Source organism: Ancylomarina subtilis, assembly GCF_004217115.1.
In the GTDB taxonomy this organism is placed as follows: Bacteria; Bacteroidota; Bacteroidia; order Bacteroidales; family Marinifilaceae; genus Ancylomarina; species Ancylomarina subtilis.
Window position 1 is genome coordinate 37,709 of record NZ_SHKN01000007.1, and the last position, 22,503, is coordinate 60,211.

Consider the following 22,503-nt stretch of genomic DNA (forward strand, 5'->3'; position numbering starts at 1 on the left):
GATATATTTCATGCCCCGAGGTTTTCCTCGGGGCATTTTTTATTTCATTATTTTAAGTATTGATTAATAAACACATCATTCCCATTCTTAATTAATTAAAGCTTATACAAGAATCAATCACTTTTGGTATCTTTGGGCAAATATTAAATTAAAACATCATGTTATTATTTATTAGTGGCCCGGAAATAATTGTTGTTATTCTTGTTATCGTTATGCTTTTTGGAGCAAAGAAAATTCCTGAATTAGCACAGGGATTAGGGAAAGGAATAAAGGAGTTCAAAAAAGCAACGGAAGATATTAAAAAAGAAATCAAAGATGAATCTGATATCATCAACAACATCAAGGATTTCAAAGACGATATCTCTAAGAAATTGTAAGAGCTGAACTCAGCAAATATCCCCTATATAATAATTCATTAAGGCAGAGAACTTTATTCTACTGCCTGTTTTTTGATATCCTTTTTCTGCCCCTCAATTTGCAATTTTCTTTTACACATGGACTATCTATATCTCATCATAGGCTTTGTTATTCTTTTATCAAGTGGTGATTTACTGGTAAAGGGTGGTGTTGCTTTATCATCCCATTTCAAAATATCCACTCTTGTTGTAGGGGTTACCGTCATTTCTTTTGGAACTTCAGCTCCCGAACTTTTTGTAAGTTTAGGTGCTGCATTATCAGGCAGTCCGGATATAGCCATTGGTAATGTGGTCGGATCAAATGTCTCCAATATCGCACTGGTTTTAGGCTTTACCGCCATCTTATTACCCTTGCCGGTCAAAAGCAATTCTCTAAAGTTCGACTGGCCAGTTATGATGGGCGCTTCACTCCTATTCTTTGCCTTTGCGCAGAACAATCTGATCGAAACCTGGGAAGGGATCGCTTTTCTTATTCTACTCGTTGCCTTCATGGTTTTCACAATAATGAAATCACGAGGCAATAAAGACGAAGAATTCAAAAAACCAAAACAATCTATTTTCATGGCTCTTGTTTTGATCGTTCTCGCCTCTATAGGACTTTATTTTGGTGCCGATTTATTAGTTGGTGCGGCAAAAAATATTGCCAGAGGATATGGTGTCAGCGAACGGGTTATTGGCCTAACACTTGTCGCATTTGGCACATCAGTACCCGAACTTGCAACTTCAGCCGTTGCAGCTTTAAAAAAAGAAATGGATATTTCGGTTGGGAATATTATCGGCTCTAATATCTTTAATATTTTAGGCGTATTGGGTGTGACATCAGTCGTTAAAAACATATTTGTCAGTGATGCTGTTTTGAATTTCGACCTGATTTGGATGCTAGCTATTTCTTTTCTTTTATTTTTGTTAGTATTACCTTTAAAAAGAGCAAAGCTTCATCGTTGGAAAGGCTTTGTTTTAATTCTCGTTTACACAACTTACGTCTTCTTTGTATTCGCCCAATAAAACGCGGTTACAAAAGAAGAAAATCAAAATAGCCTGCAATTATGATTGAAGCAAAACAACTGAAAAAAAGTTTTGGACAAGTTCATGTCCTAAAAGGTCTGGATTTTAATGTCCAGAAAGGGGAGATTGTAATTGTTGTGGGTGCCAGTGGGGCTGGCAAAACAACCCTGCTTCAAATTCTTGGAACTTTAGATAAACCCGATTCTGGCCAATTGTATTTTGATGGCATTGATATTTCAAGCCTAAATGAGAAAGACCTATCAGCTTTTCGAAACAAAAATATTGGATTCGTTTTTCAATTTCACCATCTCTTACCTGAATTTACAGCATTAGAGAATGTTTGTATTCCAGCTTATATCGCTAAAAAATCAAAAGTTGAAGCAACAACAAAGGCTAAGGAACTTTTGAGCATGTTAGGTTTGGATCATCGTCTGGATCATAAGCCATCGGAGCTGTCAGGTGGAGAAAAACAGAGGGTTGCTATTGCTCGTGCCCTGATCAACGAACCCATGGTGGTCTTTGCAGATGAACCCTCAGGGAATCTGGATTCTGTCACGCGACAGGAACTACACGAGATTATCGTAGACCTTAGAAACAAGCTCAACCAAACTTTTGTCATCGTAACACACGATTTGGAAATGGAACATATGGCTGATCGCAAAATTGTGATGACCGATGGTATGATAGAGGCAAACTAAATTCCACTGAAGTGAAACTGTCCAATTCTGAACTCAAGTCTTTTCTCGATGAGAAATACGATCTCTACAATCGGGAAACATTTATCGATACCGATCCCATTCAAATTCCCAAAGGGTTTACAAAAAAAGAGGATATTGAAATAGCAGGTTTTCTTGCGGCAACCATTGCCTGGGGACAACGGCCTACCATCATAAGAAATGCAAAGAAACTCATGCAATGGATGGATGAAGCCCCCCATGATTTTATACTGAATGCTGAAGATTCCGACCTTGATATTTTTGCAGAATTTAAGCATCGCACCTTCAATGGTAAGGATGCCATTTTCTTTATAAAATCACTTCAGAATATCTATAAAAACCATGGTGGATTAGAAACCGTTTTCTCTAAACCATCAGCAAATGATGGTGATGCAAAAGATGCCTTGGCTCATTTTAGAGAGGTCTTTTTCTCCATTGATCACCCTTCGCGAACGGAGAAACATGTTTCCAACGTTCTAAAAAAATCATCAGCTAAACGCCTGAACATGTTCCTAAGGTGGATGGTTCGTAATGACAAACGCAGCGTAGACTTTGGCATTTGGAAAAAGATGTCGCCAGCAGATCTCTATTTACCCCTGGATGTGCATACGGGTCGGGTCGGTCGCAAACTCGGTTTGTTAAAACGGAACCAAGACGATTGGCCAGCTGTGGCCGAAATCACACAATCCTTACGACAACTCGATCCAATGGATCCGGTCAAATACGATTTTGCCCTCTTTGGTTTGGGCATTTTCGAAAAGTTTTAAATTAACAAGACGATAAAATACTCTAAGCATTAAAACATGGCTAATTCCTATTTCCAATTCAAGCAATTCAAAATCAATCAGGATGGTTCTGCAATGAAAGTGGGAACTGATGGGGTTTTATTAGGCGCATGGGCAGATGTCAATGGGGCAAGATCTTTTCTGGATATTGGAACAGGAACAGGTTTAATTGCCATCATGTTGGCTCAGCGAACAGAGAAAACTTCAAAGATTGATGCCGTAGAAATTGATGCTTCATCTTATCAACAAGCTGTTAATAACTTTGACGATTGTCCTTGGTCGAGCCAAATTGAAGCCTATCGTACTTCTTTTCAGGATTTCATCTGCAAAACAAGCCTTAAATACGACGTAATTGTTAGCAATCCACCCTATTTTATCAATTCACTGAAGGCAAAAGAGGAATCCCGCACGCAGGCACGACATACCGATGGTTTGCCGTTCGAAGATTTAATTGAAGGAGCAAAAGCTTTATTAAATCCTGAAGGCAGATTTTCTGTCATTTTGCCCGTAACTGAAGGCGATTATTTTATTCGATTGGCTCGAATTACAGGATTCAGCCTAAGTAAAAGAATTGAGGTTCTTCCCAATCCAGGCAAACCAGCCAAACGACTCCTGATTGAATTGACTCTAATAAATTCGAATACGGAAGAAGGCTCAATATGTGTTGAAAATGGTCAGCGACATGTTTACAGTCCCGAGTATATTGAGCTTTGCAAAGCTTTCTATTTAAAGATGTAAGCCAGCATTTTACCCGCTCATCAGTCAGTAAATCCTCAGATTACCATCACATCGTCTAATGACCAGTGGCTAAACTAAAGTTTGTCCATTGCTCTATCAACTCCTGTCTGTTAGGATCATCCCCGGCCTTGAGTCTATTTAGCCGTTGGTTAATCACCTCCTTACTTGAAAGTGAAGAACGATAGACCTCAGTCGGAAGCAAGGTACTAAAGATGCTGATACCCACTTTCTCGTTGCCAACCAATTTAAAATCTGTTCCCATCAGCTTACTTAAAGCAAGTCTGATATGGCATGAAAACAATACCTGATTATTAGAATTCAAACGCACCTGACAATCCTCATCCTGTTCAAGTGTACTCACACTGACATTCTCTTTTAAACGAGCATCCTCATATTCATACTTCTGAAATCGATCGAAATATTCTTCTTGCAATTCATTTGAACTGAAGCGATTTATGTAATTTTTAAAATCAATTCTGGAATAGGGCTTTTCAACAGGCAAAGGAAAATTTATACCAAAAACTTGCTTATTCTTCCCATCAGGATCCAACCAGATACTCAATCCCAAATTATAGATTCTATTCAATGTCAGTGGTGAATTTGTAGACAGGATAATATCCAGATAGGATTTATCATTAGACAACTTCAGAGTCAGCTCATCTTCGGGAAAGAAAACATTAGCCTCAACCCCCTCCAAAGAATTTTGAATAGATGAAGTTTCATTCCAACTTGACTGAAGTGCAGGCAAACTGCTACATGACGATGCTATAATTAAAAGCCCCAAAAGGGAAAACAAAATAGATTTTCTCATGAAATTTATTAGCTGATTGATCTACAAACTTAAGAAAATGAACTCAAGTTTACCTACAATCTTCTACAGTCTCGGTGAAATAAACCCCTAATTCTTTCAACTCTTTTAAAACAGGTTCATAAATCTGAGATGAAACAGGAATCTGAACACCAGCCAGACTAATCTTAGATTGAAGAATCAACTTAGCAGCAATAGCCAGAGGTAAACCAACCGTGTAAGCCATAGCCGTATGGTTCTGATCTTTCCCCTCATAACTCATCGACGAAGTAATTTTCTTTTGCTGACCATTTAATTGATAAACAAACTGATGCTGCATTACCAAAAGATCTTTATCATCGGGATCAAGCGTCCACTTTTCCTCCAAAATTTTCTGAAGAATCAAAGCAGGTGTTCCTTCTTTCACCCCCACTTTCTTATCAGAGAATAAATCCAACCATCGGAATTTTTCCATAATTGGATCATCTGGTGAGACCGCAATGCAATCGGCAAATCGCACTTCAACAGATCGCTCGTCATAAGGTAGAAAACTCTCAATATATTCCTTGTAAGTCAGGTTTTCAGAATCACGCATCACATAGGATTCATCGGTACAGCCCAAACTTACAAACGCATTCCAGGCCTGACAAAAACCTGGCCGACGCATGGTACCCCTCAAAATACTAGGAATCTCTTCAATGTGATACAGACTTCTGTACGAAAGAGAATCTCTATTGGGATACACCTCAAAATCGCCATACCCGGGCATAATTGTTTTAAGAGGATGTGCAAACACTTGCTGATATGGCAAGTATTTATATTGACCTTTTTCCTTATAAGTCGCTACACCTTGTCCGGCTGTCACTACATTACGTGGATTCCAGGTAAATTTATACTGCCAAATATTCGTTGAGCATGAAGGAGCTAAAATACCTCCACAATAGGATCTAAAACTCAACAACTCTCCCCCTTTGGCTTTAATCTCATCAATAATTTTCATCGCTGACATATGATCGATCCCCGGATCAACACCCAGCTCGTTCAATAAAAGAACGCCACGTTCTTTTGCCTTTTTATCCAAAACCTGCATTTCCGGCGACACATAGGACGGGCTCAAAAATGGCTTACTCTGCTTCACACATTCACGCGCCAACATAGGATGCATAGGGGGTGGTAGCATAGAAATAACCAAATCAGCCTTATCCACTTCCCGAGCTCGCTCTTCTTTATCCGAGACATCAAAATTAAAGGCAAAGCCATTGGCATTTTGCTTGATTTTACTTTGAGCAAGCTCCAACGACATATCGGCTAAACGAACTTGCCATTGATTTTCGCTTGCATGTTCCAAAAGGTAGTCTATCAGACTCGTGGAAGATAGGCCTGCTCCAACGATTAAAATGGTTTCCATAGTATAAGAAAATTCAAATTGGGTTTTGGGTTCAGATTTTGATCATTAAATATTGCAAGAAAAGAGCAATATAAAAAGACAATGAGGTATTATTTTGCAGAAAAACTAAGAATCAGTTCGTTTTGAATTTTATAATAAATTTTAGATCCCCTTAATCTTATAAAAAGGTTGCTCAACAAACAGATTATTAAAAAACAGCAAAGCTCTTTTAATAAGTCTCCATCAAAGCTTATATTTGTTCTAAATTTATTTTACCTTCCCTGATTCATTTTTCAGGTTGAAAATAAAGAGCCGATTAAGCCCCGTTAAATACTTGATATTTAACACCAGCAATAATTAACGGCAAGTATACAATTAATCGAAGCATATCATTCGCCCCTTGCTTTATGATTGATCCCATCAAGCAAAACGGCAACAAAATATAAGTCCTTGGCAAAGCAAAAAAAAGCAGTTGAGACCCCTTTGATGAAACAATATTATCAAATGAAAGACAAGCATCCTGATGCTATCTTATTGTTTCGTGTGGGAGATTTTTATGAAACCTTCTCAGATGATGCCATTCGCACATCTGAAATTTTAGGCATTACTCTAACCAAGAGAGCAAACGGTTCGGCCTCCTATGTGGAACTGGCCGGATTTCCTCATCATGCCATTGATACCTATCTGCCAAAATTGGTAAGAGCTGGCATGCGTGTGGCTATTTGTGAGCAACTGGAAGATCCTAAAAAAACCAAAACCCTGGTCAAAAGAGGCATTGTAGAATTGGTTACTCCAGGCGTATCCTACAACGACAATGTCCTTGAACACAAGGAAAATAACTTTCTAGCCTGTGTGCATCTTGAGAAAAAATCGGCTGGTATTGCCTTTCTCGATGTTTCGACGGGTGAATTCCTGACAGCTGAAGGAAGCTTTGAATATATCGACAAACTGATGGGTAACTTTCAACCCAAAGAAGTTCTCTATCAGAAAGGAAAAGAAAAACAATTTCATGAATTGTTTGGGGGTAAATTTTACACCTTCACCATGGACGATTGGGTCTTTACTGAAACGGCTGCCCAGGATCGCTTACTCAGACATTTCGAAACCAATTCCCTCAAAGGCTTTGGGGTACACAACCTTCGGGATGGTATTATTGCCTCAGGCGCTATTCTTCAGTATTTGGATTTCACCAAGCATTCGCAAGCAGGGCATGTCACTCAAATTGCGCGAATCGAAGAGGATCGTTATGTGTGGCTAGATAAGTTTACGCTTCGTAATCTGGAACTCTTTGGCGCCTTAAACGAGGGGGCTAAAACCCTGTCTCAGGTGATGGACAAAACCTTGTCGCCTATGGGATCAAGGTTACTTAAACGATGGATAGCTCTACCACTTAAAGATCCTGTTCGCATCAACAACCGTTTGGATGTGGTGAAGTATTTTCATGCCAATGAAGAGAAAGCCTGGGATATTGAAGATGAAATCAAACAGATTGGTGATCTGGAACGGATTATATCCAAAGTTGCAGTGGGACGAATTTCGCCACGTGAGGTGGTACAGCTTAAGAATGCACTCATCGCCATTGAACCCATTCAAACCAGCTGCCTGCAATCAGGAAATGAAAACCTGGTGAAAATTGGTGAGCAACTGAACCCCTGTCAGAGTATACGTGAGAAAATTGAGAATGAAATCAAAGCAGATCCTCCGGCTATGGTGAGCAAAGGGGGCGTGATTGCTGATGGTGTATCGGCTAGCCTTGATGATTTGAGAAAGATTGCCTTTTCAGGAAAAGATTACTTATTACAGATGCAGGTTCGCGAAAGCGAGCGCACCGGTATTCCATCTTTAAAAATTGGCTTCAACAATGTATTTGGCTACTATATCGAAATCCGAAACACACATAAGGATAAAGTTCCTGAAGAGTGGATTCGCAAACAAACACTAGTAAGTGCCGAGCGTTATATCACTCAGGAGCTCAAAGATTATGAAGACAAGATCTTAGGAGCTGAAGAAAAAATTCTAGCTCTTGAAACCCGTCTATACAACGACCTAGTGATCAGTATTACCGATTACATCAGCTCCATTCAGCTGAATGCTGCTATGATTGCCCGATTGGACTGTCTGCTTTCTTTTGCCAAATTGGCCAAGGAAAATCAGTACAGCTGCCCTGAAATTAATGACAGCCAGGTGATCGATATCAAACAGGGACGTCATCCTGTGATTGAAAAACAGCTGCCGATTGGGGAATCTTATATTGCCAACGATGTGTATCTGGATAACGACAAACAGCAGGTGATTATCATTACAGGACCCAATATGGCAGGTAAGTCAGCCCTACTGCGTCAAACAGCCCTTATTGTACTGATGGCTCAGATTGGTAGTTTTGTTCCGGCAGAAGAAGCTAAAATCGGTTACGTGGATAAGATTTTCACCCGTGTAGGTGCCTCCGATAATATCTCTTTGGGCGAATCAACTTTCATGGTCGAGATGAATGAAGCGGCCAGTATTTTGAACAATCTGTCTTCCCGCTCCCTTATTCTTTTAGATGAATTAGGACGTGGAACCAGTACCTATGATGGGATATCCATTGCCTGGTCGATTGTGGAGTATATACACGAGCATCCTAAGTTTAAAGGGAAAACCCTTTTCGCAACCCATTATCACGAGCTGAACGAAATGGAGCATTCTTTCAACAGAGTGAAGAACTTCAATGTGTCGGTTAAAGAGGTCAATAATAAGGTGATTTTCCTACGCAAATTGGTTCCGGGCGGATCCAACCACAGTTTTGGTATTCATGTTGCCCGAATGGCTGGCATGCCCAAATCGGTGGTGAAACGTGCAGATGATATCCTCATACAGCTTGAAGGTAACAAAAACGGTGAAGCTCTGGCCAAGCCTGTTGGCGATATCGCACAACAACGCGAGGGTTTTCAGATGAGCTTTTTTCAAATGGACGATCCCGTTCTGCAACAAATTCGCGATGAAATACGAGGAATGGATCTTAATAATCTGACTCCGATTGAAGCTCTAAACAAACTTAACGAGATCAAAAAAATATCCGGATTGTAATCCAACAAGAATTTAACTGGACTGAGAAAAATGTTTTTCAAAAAAAATACATTTTTTTTCAGTCCAGTCATTTCAATAGTGATTCTCTGACTTTCAGGAAGTCACGAACCCTGCGGTTTTATTAGTATTCCGAGAAAGTGAAAAAAAAGAAGCTATTTTCATTTTTTCTTTTGCAGAATCAAAAAAAGCGCATATATTTGCAACGTCAAAACGAAAAAACAATGGCTGCCGAGCCTTGTTGATTCACCGGAAGGAGCAAAAGCACTATGCGAGAATAGCTCAGTTGGTAGAGCACAACCTTGCCAAGGTTGGGGTCGCGAGTTCGAGTCTCGTTTCTCGCTCAATCCTTTAAGGATGCCCGGATGGTGGAATTGGTAGACACGCTGGACTTAAAATCCAGTGGCTTCACGGCCGTGCGGGTTCAAGTCCCGCTCCGGGTACAAAAAAAGCTTCAATCACAAGATTGGAGCTTTTTTTATGCCTTAATCTTTCACTTTCCCTTAAAATTAATAGTGGTTTCAAAACCGCATTTTCTACAACGGATGGTCATCTCCTTAATCGAACAAATTCTTAAAAGGTAGTAAGACAGACCCGCAAAAATAAAGGCAGAGACAGACATGCCCCAGAAAAATAATTCATCGTCAATATAGATAATTGTTGAAAGAGCTTCATAAAGACTAGTCATGGCTAAAATCAATAAAATGATGCCAAAACTTTTCCTTATAACAGGTCGGATACCAATACATGTTTCGTTTAAGTGTTCCCAGTCTGATTCTTGCCCCTCTTTACATCTACACTTCGGATATACAATTGGTTGGTTAGAGTTATTCATTATATCCAGTTATCCAGCCAATTTACAAAAAAAGTGGATGCTTTGTCTGAACTATTTGATGAATGGATTACACAAATAGGACAAGCCTATTTGAAATTAGAAACGAAGAATAAAATTCTGAAGTCTACCAATTACACAATTGAGAGAATAAAACAACTAATAACCTATTCTTCCAAAAACCTCAATCAGTTTTCTACTCAATTCAACTTGATTAATTCTCTTATCAGATAAAATAGCCTGAACAATGTACAAATATTCAGGCATCTCACCTTTTTTCCACTGTAATGAATCGTTGAATTTATCTTTTATAATTTCCGATATTTTTATCCCCAGAGATTCCAAAGAATGTCTTTTTTTATCCGGAAAATTACACGGGTTTCCTCTGTCTCTGGCGCATGATCTACACTGCCAGCAATGCCCGGAAATTAAGATTTCACTATAAGGAAAGTCAGCTTCAATTGACAACAACCTCTGATTAAAGCATTTCTTTTGAGCATGATAATCCACGATAGACTCACTGGAATCTAAATTCTTATTCAAAGAAAGCTTGATCCCGATAATATTCACAAACTTATACTGATTCAGATATTCAACTATATCAAAATCGTGAGGTGGACACGACCAGAAAGCACCAAAATTTGGACACTTACTACAATAGCCTAATATTTCGTGAGGAAAATAATATTGAAAAAGCTCTTCGATGGAATTTTCCGAAATATGCAAAGTGAAATTGGGAATAGTCTTATTCATCCTGTTTTATTAATTAGCTGAGTAGCAAAACTAGCGATTCAAAAACAAACTGAGATATTCTGCATTTAAAATTTTACTTAGAGTCCCTTTGTTTCCTATCTTTAAACACTATCTTTATGATCAGTCAATCACGCTTAAAATACGCGTTAAAAACAATCCAATACTCAATAAATGAAAAGAACACTCTCTATTTTAGCATTCTTCATTCTATTCTCTTTTAGCTCATTTGCACAAAATGATAAGGCTTATGAAAACACCCTGTCTGAAATGTTTCAGGTATCGGGCTCAGAAGAAACATTTAAAGTAGCCATCAACCAAATATTGGCGGCCTACAAAGGACAATACCCTCAAGTATCAGCAGAAATTTGGACCGAGATGGAAGCGGAATTTCAAAAAGCATCAATGGATGAGCTTGTGGTGATGCTGGCTCCTGCCTATCAAAAACATCTGACTCAAAAAGATTTGCAAGAACTTATTAAATTTTACAAAACGCCTATCGGGACAAAATTTGCAAAGAAAACACCACTACTCACTCGCGAAGCCATGCAAGTGGGACAGCAATGGGGCATGAAAATCGGTCAGGATTTCGCAGCCAAAATGAAGGCTAAAGGATATTAATTTAATCCAACATCTTCTATAAATTGCTGCTTAGTTTCATTACTTTGCAGCAATTTTTTTATTAGAAACTACTCCTCATTTATAGAAACTCAAAACTATGAGCATCGTTCGATTAATGACATGCGAGTCTGCCGTTGAAGCCAACCTAATTAAAGGTCGGCTTAAAAATGAAGGCATCGAAGCTTTTATTACCAATGAGAATTTTGCGAATTTGATGCCGCATTACAATCGCATCTTGAATTCCGGCATACAAATCATGATTAGTGACTTGGATTATAATAAGGCAAGTGAAATTTTAGAACTAAACACCAAACAAGAATGCATTTGTCCCAATTGCCAATCGAGAAACATCAAATTTAGTTTAGGTCAGAATAAAGTCAAAAAAATCTTTATCATCTTCTTTTCTCTTATCACAGCGACACCATTCAACAACCTAAAAAGTGTGTACAAGTGCCAAGATTGCAAAACTGAATTTTAAAACAGAACCAATGGAAACAAAAATTACCATACTTTGCGAGAACGAAACAAGCAAAAGAGCTGCTCGTTTTTGTCGATCGGAATGGGGCTTTTCAGCTTTTGTGGAAACAGAACAGGCCAACATTCTTTTTGACACTGGACATACCAGTTTGTACAAGCAGAATGCAAATGCCCTGGATATCGATCTTAACCGAAGTGATTTTGTTGTGCTGTCACATCACCATTGGGATCACACGAGTGGCATGCTTAGTCATGAATTTAAGGAGAAGAAAAAACTGATTTTACATCCGCACATTCTTGATAAAGTTTCTGAAGAGAAGGCTCATATTTTTAATCGCGACTTTGAAGTCATTTCCACAGAAGCAAGTCTGGAGTTCACTTCCGGCATTTTCTATTTGGGTCAAATTCCAAGGGAAATGAGTTTCGAAAAAGGCGAGCACAAAGGCGACAGCATGCTCGATGATTCTGCCATAGCCATAAAAACAGAAAAAGGATTAATCGTTCTAACGGGTTGCTCTCATGCCGGTATTTGCAATATATGCGAACACGCCAGAAAGGTAACAGGACAGAATCTTTATGCTGTTGTAGGTGGTTTTCATCTAACACAAAAAAATCAAGCTACAGTAAGAAAAACAATTGAGTATTTTAAATCACAAAAGATAGAACACATTTACCCGATGCATTGTGTCGATTTTCCAACGTTGGTTCGTTTTCACAGTGAATTTAATTCCATTAAATATGCCACTGGCGACGTCATTAAGCTTTAGATAATCGCCTAAAGAATCATGCCGCACTCTTTGCGTGAAATAGTCAGTTTCCCTAACTTCGACTCATCGATTAAAAAGGATGATTATGGCCAAAACAATAAAGACAAACGCACTGCGCATTCTGGATAAAAATAAGATTAGCTACGAAGCTAAAGACTCTTCAGACTTGGGCACTTCAGACAGTCCAGATACGGATGCCACACTCATTCACAAAACTCTGGTTGCTCGTGGTGTCAGTAAGGAACTGTATGTCTTTATAATTCCCCTTTCAAACGAGTTGGATCTCAAAAAAGCAGCGAGTGCAGCCAAAGAAAAAAAGATCCTAATGCTTCCTGAAAAGGAACTTTTACCAAATACGGGTTATATCAAAGGAGGCTGCTCGCCTATCGGCATGAAAAAACAATACAAAACCTTTCTTGAAATTAGCTCGATAAAAATGGAGCAAGTCATTGTGAGTGGTGGGAAAATCAAATTTAGGATTAAGCTAAAGCCTGGTGATCTCATGCAGCTTATTGGAGCTAAGGCTGCTGATCTTGTAAAATAATTCGCAAAAAAAATCACCTCACAGAATATGACGTGACTCTCTTCATTCTTTCTTTCCTTAACGCCTACTGAGTTTCATCCCACTTTTTACCAAGGTTAGAAAGATTTGCCTTCATTAAATCATCAGGCGACATAGCAATTCTAAATTCGCAAAAGGCTTCAAAGTTTAAAAACCAAGGCTCAGCAATGGATGGGATAGCGGATGCATCAGAAACTTCTGCGATCATAACAGCACCACGGTTACCATCTTGTTCTGTAAAATAAATACTTTCCGGCTTGATCTCTTCAAGAATGCGTCCAATTAATTCGCCAGCCTTACCATTTCGAACCATTGAATTGAAGGGTTCTACAGGAAACATGACATTAACTAACATCTTCATAACTATCAATTTTAATTAATAAGACATTAAGGTACGAAATAAAACAGTCAAGATCAATCATAAGTCCCCCAATATAAAAGCCCAAAGACATCTACACTATCTCAATCAACCGTTCACAATAAATCCACACCCAATATAATCGAGCACAACAAAACTCCGAATTCTTTTTTAGATTTACAGCCACTAACAAGCAAACTAAATCTCATGAAAGATTTCAATAATAGATTATTAACATGTGTGAAACAAGCTTTACCTGCGGGTTTAAAAACCTCCTTATGGCTCATTAAACTCACGCTACCCGTTTCATTCGCTGTCCTCTTATTGAATTACTTCGGCCTGCTGGTTATTATGGCTGAATACACCAGTCCAGTTTTTCGAATCATAGGTCTGCCCGGTGTTGCAGCACTCGTTTTAATCACCAGCATTTTCACTAATATTTATTCCGTTGTGGCTGTACTCACAACTCTGGCACTCCCCGTCCGTGATGGTACTATATTGGCTGTTATGTGTCTCATTTCTCATGGTTTCCTCATCGAAACCGCTATTCTTAAAAAAACAGGCTCTTCGGCAACTCGCATGCTTTTGCTACGCTTAGTATCAAGTTTTATTATTGGAGGCTTGCTCAATTTCATTCTGCCAGGCTCTCCCTCAGACGGTGCTTTCGCTTATCAGACTCAGAGCGATAATTTGACTCAAGTCATCATCGCGTGGCTACCACAAATTGGTGCCACTCTACTTAAAATTGTTATTTTGGTTAATGCCCTACTCATCGTACAGCGTTGTATGGAGGAGTTCGGTATCTTAAAATATCTGACCAAGCCTCTTTCTCCTTTTATGAAATTGATGGGCTTACCCAAGGAATCTTCTTTCCTATGGATGGTTGGGAATACCATTGGCCTTGCATATGGTTCTGCCGTGATGCTTCAAAAAGTTGAAGAAGGGCAACTCAAACCCAAAGAATGCGATCTTCTCAATCATCATTTAGCCATATCCCATTCACAACTGGAAGATCCTCTTCTATTTTTAAGTTTGGGCTACTCTATTCCTGTTCTTATCATTCCTCGCGTTTTGTTTGCCATTATTGTAGTTTGGCTGAGAAGAATTGAGAATGCCTTAAAGGAAAAAAAACAGAAAACTGTAAAAATAGCCTATTAAAGCACAGTATTTAACAGTATTAAATCGCAATAATCATCGAAAAGTTTAAAAATATGGGGTTGATTTAATTTTGATGATGTTTTCAAGAAAAATTTACCCCTTTTAACTAATCACATTGTAAAAAATGACGTTTTGTATGGGGGTCCATCAAAATTAGGGTCATTTCAGGAAATTACATATAAAGCTGAAAGATCACCTTATCTCCAACAGGGATATTAGCAACTAATTGTACTGCTTCTATACTCCACTACCATTGAAAAGGGGGGCTAAGCGAAAAATTCATTTTTTTGAAGATAAATCTCTTCGAAACAGGATGCTGTACAACAGTAAATCTCACCTCATCCAGCTAGTCATAAAACAAGCTTAAACCCAATAAAAACAAGGCTTTCAGAACAAAAACATGTTAGTGCCAAAATCCAGGGTTCTGCTTGGAAAGCAAGGGATATCTCTTCTATTTTAGCAATTGAAAACAAGACTGAGATGCGAGCATGCAATCGTTATAACTCATACCTATTATTTAATGAGTCATTAATGCAAATTGCCAACATCAGACAAATCTTAAAACACAAACATTAAATAAATAATTACGTCATGACAAATGCTTCAGTTGCTTTGAACCCAAACAAATTGGTTCAGTACTTACAAAAAATGCCAAATGAATTCACCAAAGAGGATTTGATTCGATATATCGAGGAGAATGGCATTCAGATGATCAACTTCCGTTACGTTGCCAACGACGGTAAATTAAAAACATTAAACTTTATTATAACTGACCGCAACCACCTTGACAATATATTGAGTACTGGTGAGCGCGTTGACGGGTCAAGCCTTTTCCCATTTATCGAAGCAGGATCGAGTGACCTTTATGTAATTCCTCGTTTCAAAACAGCTTTCGTAAACCCATTTTCAGAGATTCCAACATTGGATATTCTATGTTCTTTCTATACTGCTCAGGGCGAACCATTAGAGAGTGCTCCTGAATACATTCTTAAGAAAGCTCACGATTGTTTCAAAGAAAAAACAGGCATGACTTTTAAAGCCATGGGTGAGTTGGAGTACTACATTAAGAGTGCTAAAGCTGAACTATATCCTGGTGAAGACCAAAAAGGCTACCACGATTCACAGCCATTTACTCAGTGGGAAAACCTACGTCGCGAAGCGATGGTTCTTATTGCTCAATGTGGTGGTAAAATCAAATATGGCCACTCAGAGGTGGGTAACTTTATTCTTCGCGAAGATGGTTACGAACAACACGAAATTGAATTCATACCTGTTGAGGCAGAAGATGCTGTTGATCAATTATTAATTGGTAAATGGATCGTTCGTATGTTGGCAGCCCGCGAAGGTGCATTGGTAAGCTGGGCTCCCAAAATCACAGTAGGGAAAGCCGGTTCTGGTCTTCATATTCACATGATGCTTGAAAAAGATGGCAAAAACCTATGTGTTGAGAATGGTAAACTGAGTGATATTGCAAAAAAAGGAATTGCTGGTATCATGGATCTTGCTGGTCCATTAACCGCATTTGGTAATACGATTCCAACTTCATACCTGCGTTTAGTTCCTCATCAGGAAGCGCCAACCTACGTATGTTGGGGTGACCGTAACCGTTCTGTATTGGTACGAGTGCCACTTGGATGGTTAGGATCTAAAGATATGGTTAAAGAAGTAAATCCTCAGCAGCAAGCTGATACGCGTGACTTCTCAAGCAAACAAACTTTCGAATTCCGTGTTCCTGATGGATCTGCAGATATCTACATGCTGGTTGCTGGTTTAATCGTAGCTGTACAGCACGGTTTGGAAAGTGAGGATTCACTGGAAAAAGCAGAAGCTTTATATGCGGATATGGATATTTTCAGTTCTAACTTCTCTGAAAAACTTGAAAAACTAGAGCAACTACCAACTTGTTGTTACGAAAGTGCAGACAGCCTATTGGCTAAACGTGAAGTTTTCGAAAATAACAATATTTTCCCAGCAGGAAGTATTGATGCTGTTGCTGCTGGCCTTAAGGCATACAATGACCATGGTCTTAACGATCGTATCTTAGGTCATCACCAAGAGATTATGGCAATTGTAGACAAGTACATTCATTGCATGTAATCAAATTGATCTATCAGTTTCTTGCAAAAAGAAAACCGACCAAATAAGAACACCTACTAACAATCAAAAGGGATTTCAGCCATTGGCTGGGATCCCTTACTTTTTGTATTGCATCTTCACAACAATTAAATTCCCGCAAATACAACAGATATTCGCAGATTACCTCTTGAATAACAATCATCATTTCTTAAAACCGACACATCCTCACATTAGCATTAGCAAATCAAAGTATCACCCAAGCATCTCATCAATTAGTCGTATCTTCGCATAAAACCGAATAAACTATGAATAAAAATATAAACGAAAGCTGGAAAAAATATCTGGAAGCTGAATTTGAAAAACCCTATTTCAAACAGCTGGAACGTTTTGTTGATAATGAATATCAAGAACACGAAATCTACCCGCCCCAGGAACTTATATTCAGAGCATTTAACTCCTGTTCGTTCAATCAGATCAAAGTTGTTATTCTAGGACAAGACCCTTACCACGGACCTAAGCAGGCTAACGGTTTGGCTTTTTCGGTGAATGATGAAATGAAATTCCCACCCAGCTTACGAAACATCTATAAGGAGATGAATCAGGACCTGAATATTCCCATATCGAGCAAAGGGAATCTGGAAGACTGGGCCAAACAAGGTGTTCTCCTAATTAATGCAACGCTAACTGTTAGAGCTAATGAGGCGGGATCGCATCAGAAAAAAGGTTGGGAAGAATTCACCGATGCTGCCATCAAAGCTTTATCTGAACAAAGAGAACAGCTGGTTTTTATTTTATGGGGCTCATATGCACAGAAAAAAGGAGCTCAAATTGATTCTACTAAGCATCACATCATCAAATCGGCACATCCTTCACCCCTATCGGCTCATCGTGGTTTTTTTGGTAGTAAGCCATTCAGTCAAACCAATAGATATTTAAGGGAGCAAGGTCTGGAACCCATCAATTGGGAGTTGAAACATGAAAGTGCTCAAAAAAGCTTAAACTTTTAATAAAAAATGGGGTTGCCGAATTTATCGACAACCCCATTTTTTTATTCTTTCCCCGAAATCTATTCCTGCTCTATACTAAGCCTGTGAATTAAAGCTTTATTCCCATCCCCTTTCAATAAAAAAGTGGTTCTAAAATTTCCATTATCGGTCATTAGAGTTCCAATAAAATAGGGCGAATCAGCTTTTCCACCAATATGCTTCTTCTTCAGACTTTTAGGCTTATACTTTTCAAAAAACTTCGCCATAATCTGTTTGGCTTGCGATCGGCTATAAATGGCTTCCTTATCCTGAATCTTCAACTCGATTCTATCACTAAAGAAACCAGCCAAACTAATGCTATTCCCTTGTTGAAATGATGCCACCAGCCCTTTGGGTAAATCTTGTTCTTGTTGTGCAAAAGCAGAAATACTCAGAACCTGTATGGCGATGATAAGTATGTATTTTAAAAATCTCATAAAATGAATGTTTATCGTAAATTCAAACTCATTAGAACAAATACCATGCTGAATTCAAAACGCAAGGTAATAAGAATGTACTAAAAATTTATCTTTTAGCCATATTATCGTGATTAGTACCACCTTTATATTTTATTTCAAACAGACTGAAGCTATCTTTGTCCTATCAGAAACATAGTCGTACACACTAAAGACGATAAAAGAAGCGTTTCATCTAAATGCTAAAAATTTGTTCAATAAATCAACCTCAGATATATGAAAACCACATTACTTGTTATTGGAAAAACTGATAAAGACTTTGTGATAAAGGGCATAGAAGAGTATCAAAAGCGATTGGTACACTATATGCCTTACGAAATGAAAATTATTCCCGATATTAAAAACACCAAAAACCTTTCGGAACAACAACAAAAGCAAAAGGAAGGCGAACTGATTTTGGCGCAGGTAAAAAGCGGCGATCTGCTTATTCTTTTAGATGAAGGAGGTAAAGAGTTTTCATCCACAGGCTTTTCGCAGTATATCGAACAAAAGATGCTAAGTGGTATTAAAAACCTTATTTTTGTTATTGGTGGCCCCTACGGTTTCTCACCGGAAGTATACAAGCAGGCACAAGGAAAAATCTCATTATCTAAGATGACCTTTTCGCATCAAATGATTCGAATGATCTTTACTGAACAACTTTACAGAGCCATGACGATTCTGCGAAATGAGCCCTACCATCACGTTTGATGATCTCAGTAAATTATGCTAATTTAAGAGCTGTATTTATTTTAATTTGAATCGATTAAATCCTTGATGTTTAAATACGAATGGCATCATCCTTGTGAAACGGTTTTTCTTAAACGAATGTGTTGTAACTTATATCCCTGATCTTGAAAAAAAATAAATTCATCATCTTTTTGCTTGTTGTCCTATCCCTTTCATTACTCACCGGGATACTTATCGACTCACAAGCAAATGCTAAAAAAAACACAAAAAATAAGCTTGATCACTTTCAGAAAGTTTTTCTTGAAAAGGAAAATTTATTGGATGAATTCACAGGCTATTTGGCAGAAACTCTATCGAAACAAGATGAATTTATTTTTGATACCGACAATCTCAATACCGAAGAAAATGAACTCAAAAACAGGGAGCTCTCCCTTTTTGCTCTGGAGAAGGACAGTCTGATTTATTGGAGTAATAATTCAATCAATCTTCCCTATTCTATTATTAACAAAAATTTCGAATCAAAGGTCGCATTCATTGACAACGCATGGTTCTACATCAAAAAGACTCAATATAAAAACAAGCAACTTCTGGGATTGATTCTAATTCAGCAAGAATACTCCTACGAAAATAAGTACTTAAAAAAGCATTTTGCTAAAGCATTCGACCTTTCAGATTCATACATCATCCAATTTCATAGCGATGATCCCAATGCAATTAAAAACAAAAAAGGAGAAACACTTTTCAGCCTCGAAAAAGAAAAAGACAACTTCCTTTTCCAGACCGATTTCAATAAGGCTGTTTACTTCTATTTTCTAAGCTTATTATTCGGGATATTGTTAGCCATACAAATCATTCGAATCAAGAAGAAGTTATGGTATAGAACCATCGGCATTTTTATTTTTGGACTGCTCATGATTGGACTAAGATATATCATGCTAAGCAAAGGTATTCCCAGTGTTTTTTCGAGTATGGAACTGTTTTCACCCGTTCTTTTTGCCTCTTCGTTCTATTTCCCATCATTGGGTGATTTTGCAATAAACAGCTTTTTTATTTTTAGTTTCATTTATGCCTATACCAAATACCTTCCTCATCAGGTTTTACTTAGAAACAAGGCGCTGACCTTTAGTTATATTTTCTTATTTATCAACCTGCTATTCTTTTCGCTCTTATATGCAACCATCAATATCCTCTTCAAAAATCTGGTCTTAGATTCGAGCTTATCCTTCCAAATGTTTGAGATAAAGAGTAATTGGATCTACTCCATGTTTGGCATGGTTGTTCTGATACAACTATTCTACAGCCTCATTCTTTTGGGTAAATTAACCAATAAAAGCATTAAAGATAAAATATCACTTCCTCTAAGACTTGTAGCTATCATCCTTTTCTTTGGTGGCTTTACACTTGTTAAAACACTAATGGGAATGCCCATTGAGTGGCTGGGCGTTTTATTCGAATTATCTCTTCTATTTGCAATTATTTTCATCGAACAATACACCAAACCCAGTTATTCCCACACATTTTTTATTAGTCTCTTACTGGCCGTTTCGATATTCATTGGCAATCGCATAAACACGTATTCCAGCCAAAAAGAAAAACAAGTTCGCGTTATTGAAAGTTTAAATCTATCTTCTGAATACAGTCCCACCTCAGAAACTTTACTGATTGAACTTGAGAAAAAGATCAAATCAGACACGCTCTTAAAAAAGCTCTGTAAAAGACCAATAATCAACGAAAATGAAATTATAAATCTCCTTCAAACCCGTTTTTTTATCGGGTACTGGGAACAATTTCATACCCAAATCACCGTCTGTAGTGAAAATGATGAGTTAAACGTTGAGCCCGACAATCAGATTCGAAACTGTTATGAGTTTTTCGAAGAAATGATTCTTAAAAATGGGGAAATGATTGTGGGGAGTAATTTCTACAACTTAAATGAATACGATGGTATGATATCATACCTCGGGATAATTGAATTTCAATCCGAAAAAGCGAAACCCCATCGTCTTTTCATTCGCCTCGACTCCAAATCCAGATCACAAGGTCTAGGCTATCCGGATCTTCTTCTTGATGAGAAAGTTCAACTTCAAGCTACTGGTAAAGATTATTCCTATGGAAAATACCGTAATGGAAAACTGATTGCCTCTTCGGGTTCTTTTAACTATTACCTAAACGATGCAGGCTTTGGCAAATCAAAAGAAAACCATGCCTGGATAAAACGAGATCATTACACTCACCTCATCTACCGTTTTGGTGAGAACTCTATTGTACTTAGCTCACCAGAAGTTACTTGGCTGAAGAAATTCATTACCATTCCATATGTCTTTATTCTCTTTTATATCTTCACCATCATCATCGGTTTCATAGAACGTTTCCCTTGGCGACTGAGATTAAAATACAGTTTTAAATACCGCATACAATATTCCATAACAGCTGTATTAATGCTTTTCTTCTTGTTATTGGGAGGTGGAAGTGTATATTACAACATCCAACAATTTAACCAAAAACACAACAAGGAACTGAGTGAAAAACTTCAGATTATAAAACAAGAAATCATTCAGGACTTACAATTCAAAGCCAGTAAAGAAGTCATTACCGAAAGATTACAACAAATCTCAAACCTGATATTTGCAGACATCCATCTTTATGATACTAGTGGAAAACTAATAGCCTCTTCACGTCACGAGATATTTGAGAAAAAGCTGCAGGGCCAGCAAATGAACTTCTCGGCATTTTATCAGCTATTTTATAAAGAAAGGACCCATTTTATTCACAAAGAAAAAATTGGGAATATGGAATATCTTTCGGCCTATGAGAGCTTGGTTGATGCCAACAATCAACGCCTGGCTTTTATAAATCTACCCTATTTTATAAAAAGTCAGGATTTAAAATCAGAGCTTTTCAATTTGATTCTTACAGGTATCAACTTGCATTTGTTTATGATCCTGATAGCCATTTTTGTCTCCATAATTATCTCAAACAAGATTACACAACCCTTAAGACTCATTGAAAACAAATTGCAAAGTGCACGATTGGGCACACACAGTGCAGCCATTGAATACAACAAAAATGATGAAATAGGCAGTTTGGTTAGGGTATACAACAAGATGTTACTTGACCTGGAACAGTCAGCAGAACTTCTGGCTCAATCCGAACGAGAATCTGCATGGAGAGAAATGGCTCGTCAAGTCGCCCACGAAATTAAAAATCCTTTAACTCCAATGAAGCTAAGCATTCAGTTTCTTTTGCGTCGTTACGAGGATCAATCTCCGGATTGGGGCAAGCATCTCAAGCAAGTCAGCGAAACACTCATTCATCAGATAGATACCCTTTCGTCCATTGCAACAGCATTTTCAAATTTTGCCAAAATGCCCGAGGCAAAGGCTGAAGATTTAAACCTGGTCGACATTTTGAAACATGCGCTTTCACTTTATAAAAATGACAAACATGAGATTGAACTCAAACTAAATGGAATTGAAGAAGCCATGGCGAGTGTGGATAGAGAGCAGTTTGTTCGTATCTATGTCAACCTGATAAACAATGCCATCGAATCCATTCCAACTGATCAGGATGGAAAAATAATTATCGAATTGAATGAAGAAGCGGATTACTGGCTTAGCTCGGTTTCTGACACGGGCAAGGGCGTTGATCCTAAAATTAAAGGTCGACTTTTCTATCCAAACTTTACCACAAAATCAAGTGGAATGGGACTGGGACTCGCCATAGTTAAAAATAGCGTGGTGCAGGCTGGTGGCGAAATTTGGGTTGAATCAGAATTGGGTAAAGGAAGTTGTTTTTACGTCAAAATACCAAAACTGATCAAGAGCTAATTCCATTC

At 38.1% G+C, this 22,503-nt stretch carries 21 protein-coding genes and 2 tRNA genes; 17 read left to right on the forward strand and 6 right to left on the reverse strand.

Annotation, left to right across the window (positions count from 1 at the left end; genetic code table 11):
* Window positions 1–158 precede the first annotated feature (158 nt).
* From tatA to EV201_RS16035, 5 genes are all read left to right on the forward strand, one after another.
* Window positions 159–377 carry a twin-arginine translocase TatA/TatE family subunit gene (gene tatA, locus EV201_RS16015; protein ID WP_207224521.1) on the forward strand — a complete coding sequence of 73 codons (219 nt, stop codon included), beginning with the start codon at window positions 159–161 and terminating at the stop codon, window positions 375–377.
* Window positions 378–494: 117 nt separating this feature from the next.
* Window positions 495–1,421 (forward strand): calcium/sodium antiporter, encoded by a 927-nt coding sequence (locus EV201_RS16020; protein ID WP_130308660.1) that lies wholly within the window; start codon window positions 495–497, stop codon window positions 1,419–1,421.
* Between the two features lie 41 nt (window positions 1,422–1,462).
* Window positions 1,463–2,119 (forward strand): ABC transporter ATP-binding protein, encoded by a 657-nt coding sequence (locus EV201_RS16025; RefSeq protein ID WP_130308661.1) that lies wholly within the window; start codon window positions 1,463–1,465, stop codon window positions 2,117–2,119.
* 11 nt (window positions 2,120–2,130) lie between these two features.
* On the forward strand, window positions 2,131–2,904 hold the full coding sequence (locus EV201_RS16030; protein WP_242610509.1) for a TIGR02757 family protein: 774 nt from the start codon (window positions 2,131–2,133) through the stop codon (window positions 2,902–2,904).
* 36 nt (window positions 2,905–2,940) lie between these two features.
* A complete protein-coding gene (locus tag EV201_RS16035; RefSeq protein WP_130308662.1) occupies window positions 2,941–3,660 on the forward strand; it encodes a tRNA1(Val) (adenine(37)-N6)-methyltransferase in 720 nt (239 codons plus the stop codon).
* Window positions 3,661–3,715: 55 nt separating this feature from the next.
* Here the strand turns inward: EV201_RS16035 and EV201_RS16040 are convergent, their stop codons facing one another.
* Window positions 3,716–4,471, reverse strand: coding sequence for a hypothetical protein (locus EV201_RS16040; protein WP_130308663.1), 756 nt, complete (start codon window positions 4,469–4,471; stop codon window positions 3,716–3,718).
* 49 nt (window positions 4,472–4,520) lie between these two features.
* The gene (locus tag EV201_RS16045) at window positions 4,521–5,855 is read right to left on the reverse strand and encodes a saccharopine dehydrogenase family protein (RefSeq protein ID WP_130308664.1); all 1,335 of its coding nucleotides are present in this window, start codon (window positions 5,853–5,855) and stop codon (window positions 4,521–4,523) included.
* A gap of 429 nt (window positions 5,856–6,284) precedes the next feature.
* Between EV201_RS16045 and mutS the strand changes: the two genes are divergently transcribed.
* The 3 genes from mutS (at window position 6,285) to EV201_RS16060 (ending at window position 9,340) form a co-directional block, all read left to right on the forward strand.
* A complete protein-coding gene (mutS, locus tag EV201_RS16050) occupies window positions 6,285–8,900 on the forward strand; it encodes a DNA mismatch repair protein MutS (protein WP_207224522.1) in 2,616 nt (871 codons plus the stop codon).
* A 268-nt stretch (window positions 8,901–9,168) separates the two neighbouring features.
* Window positions 9,169–9,241: transfer RNA gene (locus EV201_RS16055), tRNA-Gly, on the forward strand.
* 15 nt (window positions 9,242–9,256) lie between these two features.
* Window positions 9,257–9,340: transfer RNA gene (locus EV201_RS16060), tRNA-Leu, on the forward strand.
* A gap of 50 nt (window positions 9,341–9,390) precedes the next feature.
* Here the strand turns inward: EV201_RS16060 and EV201_RS16065 are convergent.
* A complete protein-coding gene (locus EV201_RS16065; protein WP_130308665.1) occupies window positions 9,391–9,732 on the reverse strand; it encodes a hypothetical protein in 342 nt (113 codons plus the stop codon).
* 156 nt (window positions 9,733–9,888) lie between these two features.
* Window positions 9,889–10,482: a DUF2284 domain-containing protein gene (locus EV201_RS16070; protein WP_130308666.1), complete on the reverse strand. Its 594-nt coding sequence runs from the start codon at window positions 10,480–10,482 to the stop codon at window positions 9,889–9,891.
* 171 nt (window positions 10,483–10,653) lie between these two features.
* On the opposite strand from EV201_RS16070, the gene EV201_RS16075 reads away from it, so the two are divergent.
* From EV201_RS16075 to EV201_RS16090, 4 genes are all read left to right on the forward strand, one after another.
* Window positions 10,654–11,100 carry a DUF2059 domain-containing protein gene (locus tag EV201_RS16075; RefSeq protein ID WP_130308667.1) on the forward strand — a complete coding sequence of 149 codons (447 nt, stop codon included), beginning with the start codon at window positions 10,654–10,656 and terminating at the stop codon, window positions 11,098–11,100.
* 97 nt (window positions 11,101–11,197) lie between these two features.
* Window positions 11,198–11,578 carry a putative signal transducing protein gene (locus EV201_RS16080; protein ID WP_130308668.1) on the forward strand — a complete coding sequence of 127 codons (381 nt, stop codon included), beginning with the start codon at window positions 11,198–11,200 and terminating at the stop codon, window positions 11,576–11,578.
* A 10-nt stretch (window positions 11,579–11,588) separates the two neighbouring features.
* Window positions 11,589–12,344 carry an MBL fold metallo-hydrolase gene (locus EV201_RS16085; RefSeq protein WP_130308669.1) on the forward strand — a complete coding sequence of 252 codons (756 nt, stop codon included), beginning with the start codon at window positions 11,589–11,591 and terminating at the stop codon, window positions 12,342–12,344.
* A gap of 85 nt (window positions 12,345–12,429) precedes the next feature.
* Window positions 12,430–12,888, forward strand: a complete 459-nt coding sequence (locus EV201_RS16090; RefSeq protein ID WP_130308670.1) for a YbaK/EbsC family protein — start codon at window positions 12,430–12,432, stop codon at window positions 12,886–12,888.
* A 64-nt stretch (window positions 12,889–12,952) separates the two neighbouring features.
* Here the strand turns inward: EV201_RS16090 and EV201_RS16095 are convergent, their stop codons facing one another.
* Window positions 12,953–13,267 (reverse strand): panthothenate synthetase, encoded by a 315-nt coding sequence (locus tag EV201_RS16095; protein WP_130308671.1) that lies wholly within the window; start codon window positions 13,265–13,267, stop codon window positions 12,953–12,955.
* A gap of 204 nt (window positions 13,268–13,471) precedes the next feature.
* On the opposite strand from EV201_RS16095, the gene EV201_RS16100 reads away from it, so the two are divergent.
* From EV201_RS16100 to EV201_RS16110, 3 genes are all read left to right on the forward strand, one after another.
* Window positions 13,472–14,422, forward strand: a complete 951-nt coding sequence (locus EV201_RS16100) for a nucleoside recognition protein (RefSeq protein WP_130308672.1) — start codon at window positions 13,472–13,474, stop codon at window positions 14,420–14,422.
* A gap of 591 nt (window positions 14,423–15,013) precedes the next feature.
* Window positions 15,014–16,519: a glutamine synthetase family protein gene (locus EV201_RS16105; protein WP_130308673.1), complete on the forward strand. Its 1,506-nt coding sequence runs from the start codon at window positions 15,014–15,016 to the stop codon at window positions 16,517–16,519.
* Between the two features lie 284 nt (window positions 16,520–16,803).
* Window positions 16,804–17,505 (forward strand): uracil-DNA glycosylase, encoded by a 702-nt coding sequence (locus EV201_RS16110; RefSeq protein WP_130308674.1) that lies wholly within the window; start codon window positions 16,804–16,806, stop codon window positions 17,503–17,505.
* A gap of 59 nt (window positions 17,506–17,564) precedes the next feature.
* On the opposite strand, the gene EV201_RS16115 is transcribed toward EV201_RS16110, so the two are convergent.
* On the reverse strand, window positions 17,565–17,960 hold the full coding sequence (locus EV201_RS16115; RefSeq protein WP_130308675.1) for a DUF4783 domain-containing protein: 396 nt from the start codon (window positions 17,958–17,960) through the stop codon (window positions 17,565–17,567).
* A 255-nt stretch (window positions 17,961–18,215) separates the two neighbouring features.
* Between EV201_RS16115 and rlmH the strand changes: the two genes are divergently transcribed.
* Both rlmH and EV201_RS16125 read left to right on the forward strand, forming a co-directional pair.
* Window positions 18,216–18,689 (forward strand): 23S rRNA (pseudouridine(1915)-N(3))-methyltransferase RlmH, encoded by a 474-nt coding sequence (rlmH, locus tag EV201_RS16120; protein ID WP_130308676.1) that lies wholly within the window; start codon window positions 18,216–18,218, stop codon window positions 18,687–18,689.
* Window positions 18,690–18,832: 143 nt separating this feature from the next.
* Window positions 18,833–22,495 carry a sensor histidine kinase gene (locus tag EV201_RS16125; protein WP_130308677.1) on the forward strand — a complete coding sequence of 1,221 codons (3,663 nt, stop codon included), beginning with the start codon at window positions 18,833–18,835 and terminating at the stop codon, window positions 22,493–22,495.
* Window positions 22,496–22,503 lie beyond the last annotated feature (8 nt).

Coding starts and splice junctions, on each gene's coding strand:
- EV201_RS16065 (WP_130308665.1), bottom strand. CDS start 9,732: ATGAATAACTCTAACCAACCAATTGTATATCCGAAGTGTAGATGTAAA.
- rlmH (WP_130308676.1), top strand. CDS start 18,216: ATGAAAACCACATTACTTGTTATTGGAAAAACTGATAAAGACTTTGTG.
- EV201_RS16070 (WP_130308666.1), bottom strand. CDS start 10,482: ATGAATAAGACTATTCCCAATTTCACTTTGCATATTTCGGAAAATTCC.
- EV201_RS16080 (WP_130308668.1), top strand. CDS start 11,198: ATGAGCATCGTTCGATTAATGACATGCGAGTCTGCCGTTGAAGCCAAC.
- EV201_RS16095 (WP_130308671.1), bottom strand. CDS start 13,267: ATGAAGATGTTAGTTAATGTCATGTTTCCTGTAGAACCCTTCAATTCA.
- EV201_RS16085 (WP_130308669.1), top strand. CDS start 11,589: ATGGAAACAAAAATTACCATACTTTGCGAGAACGAAACAAGCAAAAGA.
- EV201_RS16075 (WP_130308667.1), top strand. CDS start 10,654: ATGAAAAGAACACTCTCTATTTTAGCATTCTTCATTCTATTCTCTTTT.
- EV201_RS16045 (WP_130308664.1), bottom strand. CDS start 5,855: ATGGAAACCATTTTAATCGTTGGAGCAGGCCTATCTTCCACGAGTCTG.
- EV201_RS16100 (WP_130308672.1), top strand. CDS start 13,472: ATGAAAGATTTCAATAATAGATTATTAACATGTGTGAAACAAGCTTTA.
- EV201_RS16090 (WP_130308670.1), top strand. CDS start 12,430: ATGGCCAAAACAATAAAGACAAACGCACTGCGCATTCTGGATAAAAAT.
- EV201_RS16115 (WP_130308675.1), bottom strand. CDS start 17,960: ATGAGATTTTTAAAATACATACTTATCATCGCCATACAGGTTCTGAGT.
- tatA (WP_207224521.1), top strand. CDS start 159: ATGTTATTATTTATTAGTGGCCCGGAAATAATTGTTGTTATTCTTGTT.
- EV201_RS16035 (WP_130308662.1), top strand. CDS start 2,941: ATGGCTAATTCCTATTTCCAATTCAAGCAATTCAAAATCAATCAGGAT.
- EV201_RS16025 (WP_130308661.1), top strand. CDS start 1,463: ATGATTGAAGCAAAACAACTGAAAAAAAGTTTTGGACAAGTTCATGTC.
- EV201_RS16040 (WP_130308663.1), bottom strand. CDS start 4,471: ATGAGAAAATCTATTTTGTTTTCCCTTTTGGGGCTTTTAATTATAGCA.
- EV201_RS16105 (WP_130308673.1), top strand. CDS start 15,014: ATGACAAATGCTTCAGTTGCTTTGAACCCAAACAAATTGGTTCAGTAC.
- EV201_RS16020 (WP_130308660.1), top strand. CDS start 495: ATGGACTATCTATATCTCATCATAGGCTTTGTTATTCTTTTATCAAGT.
- EV201_RS16110 (WP_130308674.1), top strand. CDS start 16,804: ATGAATAAAAATATAAACGAAAGCTGGAAAAAATATCTGGAAGCTGAA.